General features: G+C 70.8%; 23 protein-coding genes. 10 read left to right on the top strand and 13 right to left on the bottom strand.

The window, feature by feature from the left end; all coding sequences use genetic code 11:
* Positions 1-41 precede the first annotated feature (41 nt).
* The 5 genes from SSMG_RS41890 to SSMG_RS41870 all read right to left on the bottom strand — a co-directional run bounded on the left by SSMG_RS41890 (position 42) and on the right by SSMG_RS41870 (position 3,093).
* The gene (locus SSMG_RS41890) at positions 42-503 is read right to left on the bottom strand and encodes a hypothetical protein (protein WP_037719530.1); all 462 of its coding nucleotides are present in this window, start codon (positions 501-503) and stop codon (positions 42-44) included.
* A 139-nt stretch (positions 504-642) separates the two neighbouring features.
* Positions 643-861 (bottom strand): hypothetical protein, encoded by a 219-nt coding sequence (locus tag SSMG_RS41885; protein WP_009086604.1) that lies wholly within the window; start codon positions 859-861, stop codon positions 643-645.
* Positions 862-1,117: 256 nt separating this feature from the next.
* Positions 1,118-1,588, bottom strand: a complete 471-nt coding sequence (locus SSMG_RS41880) for a hypothetical protein (protein ID WP_234392926.1) — start codon at positions 1,586-1,588, stop codon at positions 1,118-1,120.
* Positions 1,589-2,481: 893 nt separating this feature from the next.
* Positions 2,482-2,748 (bottom strand): hypothetical protein, encoded by a 267-nt coding sequence (locus SSMG_RS41875; protein WP_037719527.1) that lies wholly within the window; start codon positions 2,746-2,748, stop codon positions 2,482-2,484.
* 60 nt (positions 2,749-2,808) lie between these two features.
* A complete protein-coding gene (locus tag SSMG_RS41870) occupies positions 2,809-3,093 on the bottom strand; it encodes a hypothetical protein (RefSeq protein WP_009086594.1) in 285 nt (94 codons plus the stop codon).
* 199 nt (positions 3,094-3,292) lie between these two features.
* Between SSMG_RS41870 and SSMG_RS42895 the strand changes: the two genes are divergently transcribed.
* From SSMG_RS42895 to SSMG_RS41840, 5 genes are all read left to right on the top strand, one after another.
* Positions 3,293-4,708, top strand: coding sequence for a hypothetical protein (locus SSMG_RS42895; protein ID WP_009086592.1), 1,416 nt, complete (start codon positions 3,293-3,295; stop codon positions 4,706-4,708).
* 266 nt (positions 4,709-4,974) lie between these two features.
* Positions 4,975-5,862: a hypothetical protein gene (locus tag SSMG_RS45895; protein ID WP_158688178.1), complete on the top strand. Its 888-nt coding sequence runs from the start codon at positions 4,975-4,977 to the stop codon at positions 5,860-5,862.
* Positions 5,859-6,464, top strand: coding sequence for an AAA family ATPase (locus SSMG_RS45890; protein WP_050788578.1), 606 nt, complete (start codon positions 5,859-5,861; stop codon positions 6,462-6,464). Before SSMG_RS45895 ends, SSMG_RS45890 begins: the two co-directional genes overlap by 4 nt.
* The gene (locus SSMG_RS45140; protein ID WP_353611842.1) at positions 6,461-7,936 is read left to right on the top strand and encodes an ASCH domain-containing protein; all 1,476 of its coding nucleotides are present in this window, start codon (positions 6,461-6,463) and stop codon (positions 7,934-7,936) included. The genes SSMG_RS45890 and SSMG_RS45140 overlap by 4 nt, the downstream gene beginning before the upstream one ends.
* A 45-nt stretch (positions 7,937-7,981) precedes the next feature.
* Positions 7,982-8,227, top strand: coding sequence for a hypothetical protein (locus SSMG_RS41840; protein WP_037719517.1), 246 nt, complete (start codon positions 7,982-7,984; stop codon positions 8,225-8,227).
* A gap of 185 nt (positions 8,228-8,412) precedes the next feature.
* Here SSMG_RS41840 and SSMG_RS41835 read toward each other — a convergent pair whose 3' ends face one another.
* The 7 genes from SSMG_RS41835 to SSMG_RS47505 all read right to left on the bottom strand — a co-directional run bounded on the left by SSMG_RS41835 (position 8,413) and on the right by SSMG_RS47505 (position 11,314).
* Entirely contained in the window at positions 8,413-8,649 is a 237-nt protein-coding gene (locus SSMG_RS41835; RefSeq protein ID WP_009086577.1) for a hypothetical protein, read from the bottom strand.
* A 170-nt stretch (positions 8,650-8,819) separates the two neighbouring features.
* Complete coding sequence (locus SSMG_RS41830; RefSeq protein WP_037719516.1) at positions 8,820-9,215, bottom strand: hypothetical protein; 396 nt, start codon at positions 9,213-9,215, stop codon at positions 8,820-8,822.
* Between the two features lie 125 nt (positions 9,216-9,340).
* Positions 9,341-9,817, bottom strand: coding sequence for an NUDIX domain-containing protein (locus tag SSMG_RS41825; protein WP_050788577.1), 477 nt, complete (start codon positions 9,815-9,817; stop codon positions 9,341-9,343).
* A gap of 119 nt (positions 9,818-9,936) precedes the next feature.
* Positions 9,937-10,425 carry a helix-turn-helix domain-containing protein gene (locus tag SSMG_RS41820; RefSeq protein ID WP_009086572.1) on the bottom strand — a complete coding sequence of 163 codons (489 nt, stop codon included), beginning with the start codon at positions 10,423-10,425 and terminating at the stop codon, positions 9,937-9,939.
* 93 nt (positions 10,426-10,518) lie between these two features.
* Positions 10,519-10,890, bottom strand: a complete 372-nt coding sequence (locus tag SSMG_RS41815) for a hypothetical protein (RefSeq protein ID WP_037719513.1) — start codon at positions 10,888-10,890, stop codon at positions 10,519-10,521.
* On the bottom strand, positions 10,887-11,186 hold the full coding sequence (locus tag SSMG_RS41810; RefSeq protein WP_158688177.1) for a hypothetical protein: 300 nt from the start codon (positions 11,184-11,186) through the stop codon (positions 10,887-10,889). The genes SSMG_RS41815 and SSMG_RS41810 overlap by 4 nt, the downstream gene beginning before the upstream one ends.
* Before the next feature lie 5 nt (positions 11,187-11,191).
* A complete protein-coding gene (locus SSMG_RS47505) occupies positions 11,192-11,314 on the bottom strand; it encodes a hypothetical protein (protein WP_255409900.1) in 123 nt (40 codons plus the stop codon).
* Between the two features lie 308 nt (positions 11,315-11,622).
* Between SSMG_RS47505 and SSMG_RS41805 the strand changes: the two genes are divergently transcribed.
* From SSMG_RS41805 to SSMG_RS41785, 5 genes are all read left to right on the top strand, one after another.
* Positions 11,623-12,606 (top strand): helix-turn-helix transcriptional regulator, encoded by a 984-nt coding sequence (locus SSMG_RS41805; protein ID WP_078561308.1) that lies wholly within the window; start codon positions 11,623-11,625, stop codon positions 12,604-12,606.
* The gene (locus tag SSMG_RS41800) at positions 12,606-12,848 is read left to right on the top strand and encodes a DUF397 domain-containing protein (protein ID WP_037719507.1); all 243 of its coding nucleotides are present in this window, start codon (positions 12,606-12,608) and stop codon (positions 12,846-12,848) included. The genes SSMG_RS41805 and SSMG_RS41800 overlap by 1 nt, the downstream gene beginning before the upstream one ends.
* Before the next feature lie 379 nt (positions 12,849-13,227).
* Positions 13,228-13,623: a hypothetical protein gene (locus tag SSMG_RS41795; RefSeq protein ID WP_009086562.1), complete on the top strand. Its 396-nt coding sequence runs from the start codon at positions 13,228-13,230 to the stop codon at positions 13,621-13,623.
* 21 nt (positions 13,624-13,644) lie between these two features.
* A complete protein-coding gene (locus SSMG_RS41790; protein WP_009086560.1) occupies positions 13,645-13,899 on the top strand; it encodes a hypothetical protein in 255 nt (84 codons plus the stop codon).
* 209 nt (positions 13,900-14,108) lie between these two features.
* Positions 14,109-14,702, top strand: a complete 594-nt coding sequence (locus SSMG_RS41785) for a hypothetical protein (protein ID WP_009086558.1) — start codon at positions 14,109-14,111, stop codon at positions 14,700-14,702.
* Between the two features lie 26 nt (positions 14,703-14,728).
* On the opposite strand, the gene SSMG_RS41780 is transcribed toward SSMG_RS41785, so the two are convergent.
* On the bottom strand, positions 14,729-15,010 hold the full coding sequence (locus SSMG_RS41780; protein ID WP_009086555.1) for a hypothetical protein: 282 nt from the start codon (positions 15,008-15,010) through the stop codon (positions 14,729-14,731).
* Positions 15,011-15,397 lie beyond the last annotated feature (387 nt).

Here is a 15,397-nt window from a genome sequence, read left to right as displayed (position 1 = left end):
CATGTGGGGCAGCCCACGCCGTTCAGACGTGCTGGCCCTGGTCAGGGCTGGGGAAGCTGCGAAATGACGTATTCGATGAACGGCAGCTGCCGGAACGGCGAGCCAGCGTCGAAGGTGTCGCCGAGGGCCTGCGCGATGGCGGCTGGGGGCAGGTGGTCCAGTTCGTGCGCGGCCTTGATCCGGCGCACGACGCCGTCCACGACCTCGCCCGGGGCGAGGCCGAGCCGCTGAGCAGCGGCCTCGGTCGCTTCGGCGATCGCGAGGTCGGAAGCCATGCTCGGCACCGTATCGGGCAGCGGCCTGCCGAGGACGCACTCGGCGACGTCCATGCCGATCTCGACGAACACGAACGCTTCCCGCATGGCGTCCTCCTCCTGGCCCACGACCGCCACGGCGGTTCCGTCGGCGAACTCCACCTCGATCCGCACCTCGCCGTCGCCGAGGTCGTAGAGCGTCGTGGTCACGTCGGGCTCGGCGGCGAGAGCCGGAAGGTCGGAGGCCATGCGCGGCAGCGTATCGATCACGAAAGAAGCCGGCGGCGCTGGCCATCGGGCGGGAAGTTCCCTGGTCAAGAGGCCAACGAGGCGACCGCCGGAGCTGCTGCGGCGGTCCAGGACACCCGCAGCGAACCCGCGGGACGCTCTAGATCTGGACTCCGGCCACCTTCTTCCAGGCCGAGGAATCAGGGCCGCCCATCGACTCGTAACCGCTGACGCCCGCCGCGGCCGCCAGGGCCAGCTTGGCGTGCACGTCGGCCTGGCGCAGGAATAAGTCAGCCGCGGCCGTGTCGCCCGCCGCGGCCTGTTCCTTGGCCATGACCAGCAGGTTCTCGGCTTCGGTGTAGTGCTGGGGTCCGATCATGCTCGCGATTATCCGTGATCACGAGACAGCTCTCCGGCTCCAGCAGCCGCCCGAACCCGGCTTCATCGTCCTCGGCTGCCTCGACCAGCTCGTTGCGGGCGAGACGTTGGGGCACCGCCGGGATACCGGAGAAACCTGCCACGCGACTGGTCAGGTGCGTTGCCTGTTCGGGACAGGCGCGCCGTGGAGAAGACCGTCCGGGCCAGGCGCGGCTCCCTCTTTAACCGGCGGTGGTCTGCCGCCGCGGTCTGGCGCGTCAGGTCCCGCACTGCGAGGTCGCCGCGCTGGACCAGTTCGACCAGGCGCCTCCCGCAGGCCTCACATGCACGCGGATCGTGATCTTGACCGGGCCGCAGACGCGGGTGGAAGTGGCGATGGCGATCGGGCCGACAGTGGAACGCCGCTGCACGAGAGTCCGGCCGTTACCCATCTTCATCCAGTCGTCGCCGTCTCCCTGCACGTGGAGGTAGGCCTCGTACTCGACCCACGAGGCATGGGCTCGGGAGTTGGTGATCAAGGTGTGCGCGGTGATGTCGCGCATGAAGATCTTCCCGTCCTTCCAGCGCTCGGCGGAAATGCAGCCCTGGGCGCCGATGTTCTGTGTCGAGACCCCGCCGCCGCAGGCGACGGCAGCGGCTTGGGCCTGGGCGGGGAAGACGAGCGCGGTCGCGACGGCTGCCGCGGCGAGTGCGCCCGCACGCTTCATGGTTCGAGCAGTTTTGGCCATGGCGAAAAAAAGTATCCGCTCGTTCCGCCGTCCGCCCCGGTTTCCGACAAAGTCACCGTATCGGGGGTGGCACCCCTAGTGGGTGTGCTCGGGCAACAGCGCCGCGATCCGCTCGGCGAGTTTGCTCTTGCCGCCGTAGTAGACGAACGGCGGCCGCAGGCCGGTGGTCACTGGACCTCCCCGGTGAGCAGGTCCGCAGGGGTCCAGTACAGGCCCAGCCGTCCCCCGCCCAGGGATCGGCGTAGCGAATGGTCGCGGGTCGGCGAGCACCCAGTGGAAGACACCGTCGCCCTGTTCGCCCCACGGTGCGCAGCACCCGGCGGCGGGGTAGCCGCCAGGGCATTCCTTCGAAGTGGCGAAGCCGGTGATCCCGAGTTCGGCGGCGAGCACAGCTCCGGCTGACTCCCAGGTCTGGCCAGCGTGAACAACCGATTTCGGCGCGGTGTTCGGTCGCCCAGGTGCGGTTTTCGACAGTCTTGTGCCCCCGGTGATGATGAGGTTGGCGTACGGCCTGCGGACGCTCAGTGCACGTCGTTGCCCGGCGAGCATCCGCCGGGCCAGTTCCGGGTTTCGCCGCTCGGCGGCCCGCCCGGCGGACGTGCGGCGCTGCCACTCCTCGCCCGGCACCCACCCCGAGGACGGCCGTGGCAGGTAGTCGTTCGCCATCACTGGACCCCGTCCTGCCCCTCCAGCCGGAGGACGTAGACGCGGTGCGCTTGCAAGGCTCAAGGCTCCCGAAACTGACCCGAGCCGCAAAGTAGGGACTTTGTGGCTGGCCAGGTCGACGCCGTGATCGTCGGCGGTGACGCACCAACTGTCCACTCCGATCCCGGCGGCCCGCAGCGCGAGGGCGACCGTGGACAGGTAGGGCTCGTGGGCTTCGTGCTCGCTGATCACCGGCATCCTCGTTCCTGGTCCTCGTCGGCGTCCCCGGCGAGATAGCGGGCCCGCAACGCGGCGACCTGTTCCGGGGCGAGGTCGTCGACTTCGGCGATCCGGTAGCCGTTCTCGATCGCCTCGCGCGGCCAGGCCCAGTCGTGGTCCTCGACGTGGGCGTAGCCGGGCTCCCCGCCGCCGGCGGGTTCGGTGATCCACTCGTACTCGTCGCCGGTGTCCAGGTCGATCAGCAGCGGGTGCGTGTGCTGCTCGCGGATGGTCATGTCCGGGATTCCTCCTTCCAGCACAAGGCGAATCGGCGCTTCAGCGGGCGGATTTCCGGGTCAGGAGCGGCCCTCGAAGTCGCCGAGATAGGACCCCTCGGCGTAGCTGCCGTCGCCTTCCGGGGCGATGACCATCTGCTGACGCTGACCGTCCCCGGCAAGGAACGACAAGCGGATTTCCCTGTCCGTGCCGTACTTCTCGACGACAATGTCCGCGCTGTTGTCGTCCGAGTCGAGCCTGCTCAGCCAGCCCCGGACGAACCTTCGCTGCTCAACTGTTGCCGCCGCGGGCATGGCGACCTCGTTCTGGCCCACCGTGATGACGTTGATGTTCGCCGCGTTCATGGGCGACGTTCCTTTCGGTCGGATGGTGCTCGTCGATGCGACCGGCGGCGCGGTCGCATCGATCCTCCTCCGCCACTTCGGCTGAGAATCCGCCGCCCTATCCGCGCCGCCGAGCATTTGAGTTGTATTTCATTCCTTACATTCCTAACACAATCTATGTGTGTAATGCAAGTCATGTAAGTTATGATATAGTGGAGGCATGACCGACGATGACGGCGCGGGCCGGGCAGAGCAGGGGAGTCCGCTGGTCGAGGGCGTTGCGGAGGCTCGGGACGCGGTGCGCGCCGCGATCGCGGCGGCCGCCGAGGTGGGGGCCTTCACCCCGGAGGCGGCCGCCGAGGCGTCGGCGGGGCTCGAGGCGCAGCAGGGCGACCTGTACGCGCTGCACGAGTGGATGCGCGGATACAAGCAGCTGCGGGCGCGGTTCTGCGGCTATCCCGGCTGTTTCGAGCCGCCGCGGCCGCGGCGGGAGGGCGCGAGGGGCGGGGCCGCGCCGGTGTACTGCGACGTCGTGCTCGACGCGGAGGGCAAGCCCGCGCACACCGCGCAGCGGTCGCTGCGGCTGAAAGACCAGCTGCAGGCGGGGGACGGGCCGCGGTCGGCGCTGGCCGCCTCGGCGGCGCCCGCGGAGGCGGGGTTCGAGCGGCCGGTGGCCCTGGCGCGGGAGTCGGTGCCGGTCATCGTGGAGCGTGTCGGGCAGATCATCGCCGACCAGCAGGCCGTGCTCTCGCGTCACCTGGAGCAGCTGACGGCCGCCGTCGGGCGGATCGGCGACGACGAAGCCCGCCAGGCCGAGGTCGAGTCGATCGCCGCCGACGCCGACAAGCGGATCAGCGCCGAGGCCGACCGCCGCCGCGCGGCCGAGCAGCGGGCCCGGGAAGCCGTCGTGGCCGCCGAACGCGCGCGGGCCAACGAAGAGGAAGCCCTGACCGCCGCGCGGGAACTGGCCGCACGGGTCGAGCAGGTCGAAGCCGGCGCCGCCGCGCAGGCCGAGCTCGACCAGGGCCGCGTCGAGAACGCCGAAGCCGCCGAACGCGCCGCCGTCGAGGCCATGGAGCAGGCCAAGGCCGATGCCGAGCGGCAAGTCCGGGAAGCCGCCGAACGCGCCGAGGCGCAGGTCGCGGCCGCGGAAGCCGACGCCGAGCGCCGGGTCGCCGCGCACCAGGCCGCCGCCGACGCGCAGGTCCGGGAAGCCCGCGAAGCCGCGGACGAGGCACGCAAGGACCGGGACCGGCAGGTCCGCGCCGCCGAATCCGACGTCGCCCGCGCCGAGCAGGCCCGCGACGACGCCAAGACCGCCCGCGAGGAGCTGCAGCGCGAGCTGACCGCGCTGCGGACCAAAGCCGAGGAAGACGAGAACCGGCGCCGCGAGGAGGTCAAGGCCGCCGAACGCGCCGCCGCGCAGGCCCGGGAAGAGCTCGCCGGGGCCACGGCGCAGCTGCAGGCCGAACGCGACGCGCACGAGCGGGAGCTCAACGCCGCCGAAGAACGCGCACGCCACGCCCGCACGGCCGCCGCCGAGGACGTCCGCGCCGCCTACGACGCCCAGCTCGCCGAACTGCGCGCCCAGCTCGCGGCCGCCGCCGGCGACGAAGGCCCAGGCAAACGCCGCTGACCGCCGCAGCCGGCCTTTCTGCGCGCGTCCGGCCCTGCTGAATACCCGGTTGACCAGCCCTCATAGTTTGACGCGTACGCGTCAAGTCAGCTAGGCTGATGCTTCCGAGGGGAGCGCTGCGCCTCTCTCGGCAGCAATCACGAGCAAGGGGAAGGGGGGAACCAGGATGGGCAAGGGGCGAAACGTTCGTTTGTGAGAACGAGTCGGGGAGGTTTGCCGGTCCGCAGGACTGGGCTTTTTGTGGGCATCGTGCTTGACTCGACACCATGCCCACAAAAAGCCCAGTAGAGGACGAGGTGGTCGCCGCGATCGGGCGACTGTTGCGCCGTGGGCTGCCGGTCACCCCGGCGACCGCGGACCCGGTGCTGCTCGATCTGCGCGGGATCGTCGCCAGGGCGGTCGACCCCGCCGACGAGGCCAGCCGCACCGCGGCATTGGACGGCACGCTGCGCGGCCTGCTGGCCCGGTTCCCGGACACCCGCTACGCCCCGGCGGCGCGGGCGCTGTTCGGGCTGCCGCCGGCCGAGCCCGGCCAGAACCTCACCGTCCGCCGCGACCTCGCGGCCGAGCAGGCCGGGCACGAGGTGCACCACTTCCGCAAGCGGGTCGAACCCCGGCTGATCGAAAAGGTGGCGTGGGAGCTGCTGGCCGACGCCGACCGGTTCACCCGCTCCCCGATGATCGCGCCCAGGTTGGCGCCGGTCACCGAACGGCAGCCGGTGCAGCCGGACCCGTTCGCGTGGGAGGTCGCCGAGCACGAGGAACAGCTGTCCCGGCTGTGGTCGGCGATCTACGCCGCCCGCGCCGAGCTGCTGGCCGTCGAGCGGCTGATCAGCCTGCGCGCGGACCGGATCGACGTTCTCCACACCGCGGTGACCGCCGCCTGGCGGTGGGCGGTGGCCCGCGCCGAGGCGATCGGCTACACCACCGCGTTCGCCCCCGACCTGGACGTCGACGAGCTGGTCGCGCTGGCCGGCTGGACCCCGCCGCTGACCGAGGCGCAAGCCTCGCGGCTGGCCGAGGCCGCCGGCGGCGGCGCCAGCCGCGAGCAGTTCGTGCACTCCCTGCACGGCGAGACCGGGCTGGGCAACGCCTGGACCGAGGGCTTCATGGCCCGCACCCCATCCCCAGAGAAGAACGGACAGTTGTCGTGACCAGCACCAACCCCGCCCTGGCCGCCGCGCTGGAGGCCGCGGCGACCGGCGATCCCCGCCGCTACGTCATCACCGGCGGCCCGAGCTCCGGCAAGGACGACCTGATCGAGGCGGTGCACGCCGCCGGGATTCCGTGCATGGCCGAGGAACCCGGCCGGGAGATCTACCGCAAGCACCGCGAACGGCTCGGCCGCCACCTGCTCAAGGAGGACCGGCGCGCGTACTCGCTGGAAGTGCTGGAGGCGTTCATCGCCGAGTACACCAGCCACACCCACGGCATCCGCTTCTACAACCGCGGCATCCCCGACGGCTACGGCTGGGAGGGGTTCTTCGGACTCAAGCCGACCACCGAACTGGAGGACGCCACCCGCACCTACCGCTACGACGCGATCTTCGTGCTGGACCCGCTGGACACCTTCGAGGACCCCGACGACATCGTCTGGGCCAAGGACCGCGAGATCCGCCGCGTGCACGAGCTGATCGTGCAGGGCTACTACGACGCCGGCTACGAACCGGTGTTCGTCCAGCCCGACTCCGCCGCCGCCCGGCTGGACTTCATCTGCGCCAACCTGCGCCTGCCCAAGCCGAGCCGAGGAGCGTGAACGCCTTGTCCCGCAACGGAAAGTCCTCCTTGCTGATCTCGCCGAACAGCGTCCTGGCCAACGCGCTGCTGCGCTCGATCGACCTGCTGCGCCCCCGCGTGCTCGCCGCGCGGCCCGCGCGGATCGAGTTCGTGGTCGGCACCCAGATCAACGGCGCCCCGCACCTCGGGACGAACCTGGTGCAGACCGCGGCGTTCCTGCTGGCCAAGATCGCCCGCCGCGAGTTCTCCATCGACACCGTCGTCCGGTTCGGCGCGCTGGACAACGCCCCGCACGACGTCGTGCTCGACCCCGAAACCCACCACGCCTACCAGCAGACCTATTACCACGCGCTGGGCAAGGACGGCATCAGCGAGCTGATCGAGCGCTACTACCAGGCGTTCTTCGCCTCGCTGTCCGAAGCCACCGACACCGACTTCGCGGTGGAGACCTACACCGACCAGCAAGCCAGCCCTGGCTTCCGGGCGGAGTTCCTGCGCACCCTGGAACGGCTGGAGGACATCCGCTGGTGGATGGCCCCCAGCCACGGGATTGTGCACGTCCGGGTGCCGTGCCCAACCTGCGGATGGGCGGAGAAACGCGCCGACCGCACCAAACTCGCGCACCTCGACGAGGACGGCGCGACGTTCACCGCGGTCTGCTTCGACCACGGCCCCTACGAGGCGCACATCGATCCCGAGGACGACGCGCCCTACCTGGACCTGGCGACCCTGTACCGGAACCTGGTCAAGGAACGCGCGCTGGGCCGCGACGGCGGCACCCTGCACGTGATGATGAAGGGCGGGGACTGGACCTTCGGCTGCCAGCTCGTCGACGGCGCCCTGGCCGCGCTCGGCACCCCGGCCGGCCAACTACCCGTCCGTGTCTTCACGCCCCAGGTGCTGGCCCCGACCGGGGCGAAGCTGTCCAAGTCCCTGCTGCGCGAACGCGGCCGGGACGCCCTGCCCGCCGACGTCGAGCCCTGGATGCTCGACACCACCGCCTGGCCCGGCACGGTCGACGACTACGTCGACGCCCTGGTCTGGCTGGTCGGCGAACTACTCACCGACCCCAAGCACTTCTTCCGCTCGTTCACCGTCAAGGAACTGGGCCGCCTCATGACCGCACGCCCCGCCGAAGCCGTTGTCCGCGCCCACGAGATGGGCATCTACAAGCGCTACTTCGACCTCATCGCCACCGGCCGCAAGACCACCGAAATCCGGGTCAACGACTCCAGCCGACGCAAGATCAAGGAAGGGTCGCTGATCCGGTTCCGCTGCCAGGGCGACGCCGTCCTCACCCGCGTGACCGCGGTCAACCGGTACACCAGCTTCGAGGAGATGTTCGACCACCAGGACGTCGCCTCGGTCAACCCGCTGGCCACCCGCGCCGAGCAGCTGGCCAACATCCGCCAGATCTACCCGCCCGAACGCGAAGCCCTCGGCGTCGTCGCGATCGGCATCGAGCTGGTCGACCCACCCCGCCCCGCCTGAGTGTCTTCCGGGCCGTTGTCGGCACCGGGTGCCACGCTGGCGGGCATGAACGTGGATGCGGCGCACCCGGACCTGATCGACCTGGACACCGGGGACATTTACGAGTGGGAGCCCGAACCCGCGGGCGGCGGCGAGCCCGGCTACAGCCACAGCGAGGACCACGACTTCGCCTGGCTCCGCACAGCGCTCGAAGAGACCCGGCGGCTCGCGGAGATCGCCGCGGTGGACCCGGCCGAACTCGACCGCCTGCGCGACCTCTCGCTCAACCCGCCCGAGGACGAGGACGACTGACCGGGAATGCGGGCAGGTCCCCGGCGCTCGCCGATGCAGCGACCGTCGGGGACACCCACCGCCCCGGACCTTGGTGCCCGAGGCGATCAACATCCTGCCCGACCAGCGAGTTACCGCCGGAAAGCGGCCCGCATTCCGGCGACGACGATCCGGAGTGAACCCGACCCGGTGGACGTGGGCCGACCTCAGCGAACCAGCAGCCTGGCGAGATAGTCGGCTGGCTCGCGCTCGTCTTCAACCAAGATCAGGTCGTCCTCCAGCTCCCGCAACGCATCCACCGGATCGACACCATCCAGCGCGGCAAGGTGCAGCTGCCACGCGAGCCGACCGAACAGGTTGTCGGCCACGATCCGATCAGCGACCGAAGCCGGAAGAACCGCTCGCACCGCCTGTTCGGCCCGGATCTCCTCCAGCTCGCGCATCGCCGAATCCTGCCAGCAACCCCGACCCGCCGCCAGATGGACAAACCCCAGCGGCCCGGACCCTGACCAGCACCGAAGCCTCACCGCGGCCCCTTTCTGGCGTATTCGGTTGCCACGCCTATCTCGCCGACCGGGGTGCACAACAGCGGTCGCCGGACCTGGACGGTGCGCTACCGGCTGCGGAGGCGCGCTAGCGCGCGACGTTGCAATGTCTTGTCGAATTCCGCGTGCGTCATGGTTTTCTGGCCGGGCTCGGCCGGGATGAACTCCTCGGGCGAAAGGAGGTGTCCGGCCAGGTCCACGCGCAGCCGCTGGTTTTGCGAGGGAACGCTCATCCGCACGACGGCCATCCAGCACCCGGTCGACGTGGCCACCCAGGACAGTTGCTCGCCGCGGACGATCGCGCCGGCGTCGACACCGCCGGCGCGCATCCACGGCGGCGCCGACCGCCCCCACCCCACCGGGGCCGGGACGATCGTGGACATCCGCACCCACACCGGCCGCGGCATCCCGACCCGCCGCAAGGCCTGCCGGGCATCCGGCCCCTCGTCGCCTCGCTCGAACATACGTTCCATTCTTGCACGGAAACCGCAGGCCGCAGCAGGTCTCCGTGCGGACCTGGCCATACCCTGGACACGACGGAGGCCGGGCGGCGTGCAACGCCGCCCGGCCTCCGCAGTCCGGCTCGGCGTCAGCCGACGTCGAGCGCCAGGCCCGCGACGCGCAGCGACTCGATGAGGATCTCCGCGTGGTCCCAGGGCATCTGCTCGGCCACGGCGTCGACGACGCGCCGCCAACGGACGTCCCGGACCGCGTCGCCCACGAGGACCGGCACCGGCTCCGGCAGCAGCACCACATAGCTGACGGTCACGTACCGGCCCTGGTCGTCGCGGCCTTCGTCGCGGGAGGAGACGTGCATCAGGTCCGCAGCGTCGAGGTGCACGCCGGTTTTCTCGCGGAGGCGGCGGACCGCGACCTGGGCGGGCGCGTCCCCCGGGAGGCACACCCCGCCGGGCAGGCCCCACAGGCCGAGGTGCGGTGCGCGGTCGCGCTGGGCCAGCAGCACGCACACCGCGCCGTCCGCGTCCTTGGCCAGCACCACCGCGTTCGCCGCGTGGTGGACCCGGTCCACTGTCGTGCCGGTCGTGCCGGTCGTGGTGTCGTTCATGGTCTTCTCCTTGTCTCGCAACGGTTCCCGACGTCCGGGGCTTGTTTCCAGCTTCACGGCCGGACGGCCGCAAACCGAGGGGTTTCCTGTTTCGTCCGCCAGCGGGCAACTCCGGACGATCAGCCCGGTGCGGCGGTGATGCCGTCGCCGGCGTCGTCCGCCGGTCTCGTCGTGTAGCGGCGAAGACGGCGCAGCAGTTCCGCGGCGGAGATCTCGCACAGCCGCGCGAGCTTCTCGACGTTCTCCGGCTGCAGCTCGACCTCAGCTCGGCCCGTGGCGCGCGCCCACCGTGTGAGCGGGGCCAGCGAGCTGTCGTGCGGAGCGCTGAGCAGCGCCGCGACGTCGATCCGTACCGCGCGCTGCTCGGTGAGCACCCGGGTGTGCACCTTCGCCAGCAGGTCGTGCGGCAGTTCGTCCATCGCGACGCACAGCTCCACCAGGCGCATCACGGAACACTGCCGGGTGCCCAGTTCGTACGTCGCCAGGGTTTGCAGCGAGATGTCGCGCTGCAGCTGCGCGTTGAGCTCTTTGCGCGTCCATCCCCGGCCGCGCCGGAGCTTGCGCAGCTCGTCTCCCAGCACCCGCTGGTAGTGCTCGGCGTCGATCATCGGCTCACCTTCCGTTCAGCGGATCGGAGACACCGCAGCCCCGGCAGCAGGGGAGGAGCTGCCGGGGCCGCGGCCGGGGTGGGCGCCGGAGGGTCAAGGGGAATCCGGATCGGATTCGTGCCGGTCCAGCCAGTCGGCGAGCGAGGCGCCGTTCGAGGGGTCGTCGGCGGAGCGGGCCCAGAGCAGGGCGTGCAGCATCGGGATCCGGTGGTGCCACTGGACGATCGGGGCGCACAGCAGGCTGCCCTCGCTCGGGCCGCCGCGCAGCCCGAGCACGTCCGACTCCCAACGGTCGACGGGCAGCGTGAGCACCGTGGTGTAGGACCCGGCGGTGTGCACGAGCGCGGAGATCACTCCGTGTTCGTCGAGCTGCGGAGCGATCCACCAGCCGCGCCGCAGGATCAGGTCTGCCGCCAGCCGCTCGCACTGGCGCAGGATGATGCGCGCTCGCGCCGCGTCGGTCATACCCGCTCCAGCCGAACCCACGGACCGGCCATGTCCTCACGGCGGTGGCGGCCGTGACCGCGTCGGGACCGCCGCGGCCGGGGGATGGCCGGCTGCGGCGGCACCCCGCGCCAGATGGCGTCGCAGGCAGCACAGACCGCGGTCTCGCCGTCGACGCCCGGCCGTACCGTCTCCCCGCACAGCGCCGGGTAAATCCCGCCGGCGCGGTGCTCGACGAACTTCGTGTGCGCGATCCGGTGCTCGACGCCCGTCTCGCCGTCGACCATGGGCATCGAGTCGATGCGCTCGTCGGCCACGGTCGTCACCTCGCCCTCGCCCGGCGAAGCACCCGCCGCGCTTCGGAAATGAGGCTGTGCACGGCAAAACCGGCCGTCACGAGCGCACCGATCACCAGCGGGGCCATGTCCCACAGCGTTCTGATCATCACGGCCTCCGGGCGGTGGAAGGAGAACCCGCCCGGGACCCGAAGGAGGGGGGAGACGTCGAGTCAGCCGGGCGGATCCTCCGCTGACCTCGGCAGAGCCGAACGTCGGGCTCGCCGAGTGCGTGAGGCCCGACGACACAACGTCGGTCGCGTGGCGCGAGCCGCGATCCGGAGTGGCGTTCCCACGCCTCCGGGTGCAACCCGCCCGTAGCAACTGGCTGCGCCGCCGGGGGCTACCGTGTAACTGGTTCGGTTGGTAGCCACATCTGAATGTAGACGCTCACATTGTGGACGTCTACATTTTAGGCATGGCCTATCCGGGTGAACCGCTGTCGCCGTTCGTCGTGGAGTCCGGAGGAGGTGCTGCAGTGCCCGCGTTGAGTCCTCTCGCGATCAAACGCTGGATCGCTATCGAGATGCGCCGCCTCCGCGAGGCCGCGCCGAGGGAGGACGGCCCGCCGGGTGTCGACGTGGCCGAGGCTGCGCAGCGGATCGGCAAGGCGAAGACGGTCGTGCACCACATCGAGACGGGGCGGAACCTGCCCGCGCCGGCCGACCTGGAAGTGCTCCTCAACCTCTACGGAGTGCCGGAGCGGACTCCGTTCTTCCGCGAGCTGGTCAAGACCGCCAAGCGCGGAAAAGACTGGTGGGTCAACGGGTTCGACACCGTTGTGCCCGAGTGGTTCACCTTGTATCTGGGCTTGGAATCGGCGGCGGCCAGGATCAGCCGTTACGACGCGCTGTGGATTCCCGGGCCGTTCCAGACCCGGCCCTACGCCGAGGCGCTCTATCGCGCTCGGGCCCTGCCGCCTGCCTACGACGAGGATCCCGTTGCCGCCGCGGCGAAGGCCGAGGAGGAGATGACCAAAGCGGTGGATCTCCGGATGGCCCGGCAGAAGCTCCGCGAGGAGTCCGAGCACCCGTCCGAGATCCGGTGCGTGCTCGACCAGAACGCGCTCGACCGGGCCGTCGGCGGTGCCGAAGTCATGATCCCGCAGCTCGACCGGCTGGCGGAGCTGGCCGAATCGCCCGGAATCACGGTCCAGATCCTCGTCCATGCAGCCGGTGCGCACGCCGGAGCCGAGGGGACGTTCGCGATCCTCGACTACCCGGACGAGTTCGAGGGCGACCCTGGCACCGCCTACGTCGACACTCTCCCGCGCGGGCTCTACTACGAACGGCCCGATGAGGTCGATCGCTACCGCCGGGTGTTCCAGCGCCTAACCGAACAGGCCGAGGACCCCGACCGGACCCTGGAATTGATCAGCACGGCCAAGAAGGAACTGACGTGATGGACGCCGACGAGGCACGGGTCAAGCTTGCGAACACCGCCAGCGGCTGGGAGAAGTCGAGCTTCTCGAACGGTGGCGACAACGGATGCGTCGAATTCCATTTCGACGCCGTCCCGGGGTGGGTCGGGGTGCGCGACTCCAAGCTCGGCAGCCGCTCGCCAGTTCTCGTCTTCAACAAGCGCGAAATCGAGGCGTTCATCGCCGGAGCCAAAGCCGACGAGTTCACCGGCCGGATCCGGTAGCGCGCTCTCCGGCGCGGGGTTTGCGCGATTCGCGAGGCCAGGTGACCTGGGGCACGACCGGGAGCCTGGCCTTACGCATGTCCGCAGGGATTCACGGCGAGCCGTCCGTATGCAGCCGATGACGCAGTCCGCCATCGCCGCGAAGTAGACGCTGGCCCCGGTCAGCCTGGCCTCGTGCCTCGCGTCAGCCGCCACCGTGCGGGCACCGGCTGGAACAGCGGCGGACGACCGGGCCCGGTCCGCGCCGGCCGACGTCCGATCCGGCCGCGGACCGCTGCAGAACCATCGCTGATACGCGGCGGACCAGCGAAAATGACTTGACGCGTACGCGTCAATTTCGTTAGGGTGGAGTCCTCGGACAACGAGGGAGGAACCCGAGATGAGCACTGCGATCACCGACACCAGCGGCGCGTCCGGGCCTGCCGGGCGGCTGGAGATCCTCGCCCGGGAGCACGGGATCACCGCGGCGCAGCAGCAGCTGCGCGCCGAGCTCGGCGACGACGTCCAGGCCTACCGCGAGGCGCTGGACGACTGGGCGGCCACGCGCCGGGTGTGGCTGGTCGGCTACCGCCGCCGCACCGCGCCGGGCCGGTGGGAGATCGGCGGCCAGGCGTTCGTGGTCGCGGAGAATCCGCTGGTCGCGCGTGTTCTGGTCGAGCAGGATCCCGACGTGCGGATGTGGGGCGCGGACGCCTACGGCGTTCCCGGCCGCGACCGCGTCGGGCTCACCTGCGACCGGATCCACGTCGGCCCCGGCGACGTCCGCCAGCACTGAGCGCCGGGGGAGCGCCGAGGCATGGCTGCGAGGCAGTGGGCGGAGGGCGACCCCGAGCCGTCGAACGACGAGGTCCGCACGGTGACCGGCGCGTCCGGCACCGTGTGGGCCCGGTCCGAGCCCAACGGCCTGTTCTGGTGGCCGCGCCCGGGCGGCAGTGTCCGGCACTGGCCGGAGCTGCTGCGGATCGACGGGCCGGTGACAGCGGAACCTGTTGCTGTGCAAGGAACCCTGTTCGACATCGAGCCGGTCGTCCCCCGCCGCGGCCGCCGCTGAGGGAAGGCCCGGCCGCGGCCGGGCGGTACATTCGTTGCGGGCACGGCGCGGGCCCTTCTCCGAGCCGGACGATCCCCACGTGATCGCCTGGCGTCCGAGGACAAGCTGACCACCGAGTCACAAGCGCGAACGACGAATCCCGCGACCAGGCGCACATCTGCCGACAACCCTTCGCGGGGCGACGTGGGCTCCCCGCAGGAGGAGATCAGATGGGCACCGGAAGCATGCGCGACTACCGCGCCGAAATCCGCAAGTACATGGCCGAACACCAGGTCAACTACACGACCGCCAAGCGCGCGGTCGACACCGCGGCCGCGGCCCCGAGCGGGCCGCCCGACGACGGCTTCGGCGGGCACGAATTCGACTACGAAGCACGCACCGACCTGTTCCGGTGCCACCTGTGCGGGCAGTACGAGGCGACCGCTCGCTCCGACGACGGCCCGATCGAGCCGTGCACGGGACTGCCCGGCTACGGCGGCGACACAGAACGGGTCTACCTGCTGCTGCACGAAAACCCGCGCAGGGCCGACCTCGGGACGGCATGGATTGCTGGCCGCATCCGCGAGACCGGCATCGGCCGGACCGTCCGGTTCGGCTGCCGCGACGGCCGCTGGCTGGTCGAGTCCGCCCCGCGCGTGGTCGACGAGCTGCAGCGCCGAGTCGGGGAAATCCCCTGCACTCTCGTCGACGGCGGCACCGCGCCCGCCTTCACCGGAGCCGAACAGCTCTCCTCCGCCGAGGGACGGCAGGTCATCGCCGAGAACTACGCCGCCTACGTCGCGAAATACGGGGTGCCGCAGTAACACCCGGTTCGGGTCGGGCCGGGCGGTCAGGCTCCCCATTTCGCGCGGGCGGCCGCGGCCGCGAGCGCAGCGGCGGAGCCGACGACGGCGAAGGCGGTCACGGCGCATCCGGAGCTGCCGGACGCTCCGGAGCCGGGTTCGGCGAGCAGGTCCGCGGAGACATTGTTGACGCGAGTGGTGCCGTCGTACTCGAAGTCGACGTCGCAGTCTCCGGTGAACGACGTCGAAGCGACCTTGCCCCGGGTGCCGGCCGGGACGCCGCCGACGGCGCGCACCAGCTCGACCCGGTCGCCCGTCGACCACCCCATCGCGCGCCCCCTTCCGCACCGGCCGCGGCGGATGCCGCGCTGATCACCGTACGACCCGGTCCGGCGCTGCGCCGCGATTCCCGGCGGATCGGCGAGCCCGCCTTTCCAGCGCAGTGACCAGCGAATATAACTTGACGCGTACGCGTCAAGCCGCGTAGGCTGGTGCTGCCGCCGACAAGGGCGGAACCCCGTGATCCGACGGGTCGGGAACAGGAGGAGATCAGGATGGACAGGAAAACCGTTGTCGTCGGCGCCGGCGCGATCGCGGCCGCCGGAGTGGCCGCCCGGGTCGCGTACGCCCGCGCCGTCGAATACCCGAAGTGGCGCGCAGGCCAAGAGGGTTTCGCACGTCGGCTCGCCGAGCGCGAGGGCCAGGACGCCGGCGCT

Source organism: Streptomyces sp. AA4 (genome assembly GCF_000158875.1).
Taxonomy (GTDB): domain Bacteria; phylum Actinomycetota; class Actinomycetes; order Mycobacteriales; family Pseudonocardiaceae; genus Amycolatopsis.
Note: the sequence above shows the minus strand (reverse complement) of the source record. Positions and strands in the feature narration are given on the sequence as shown.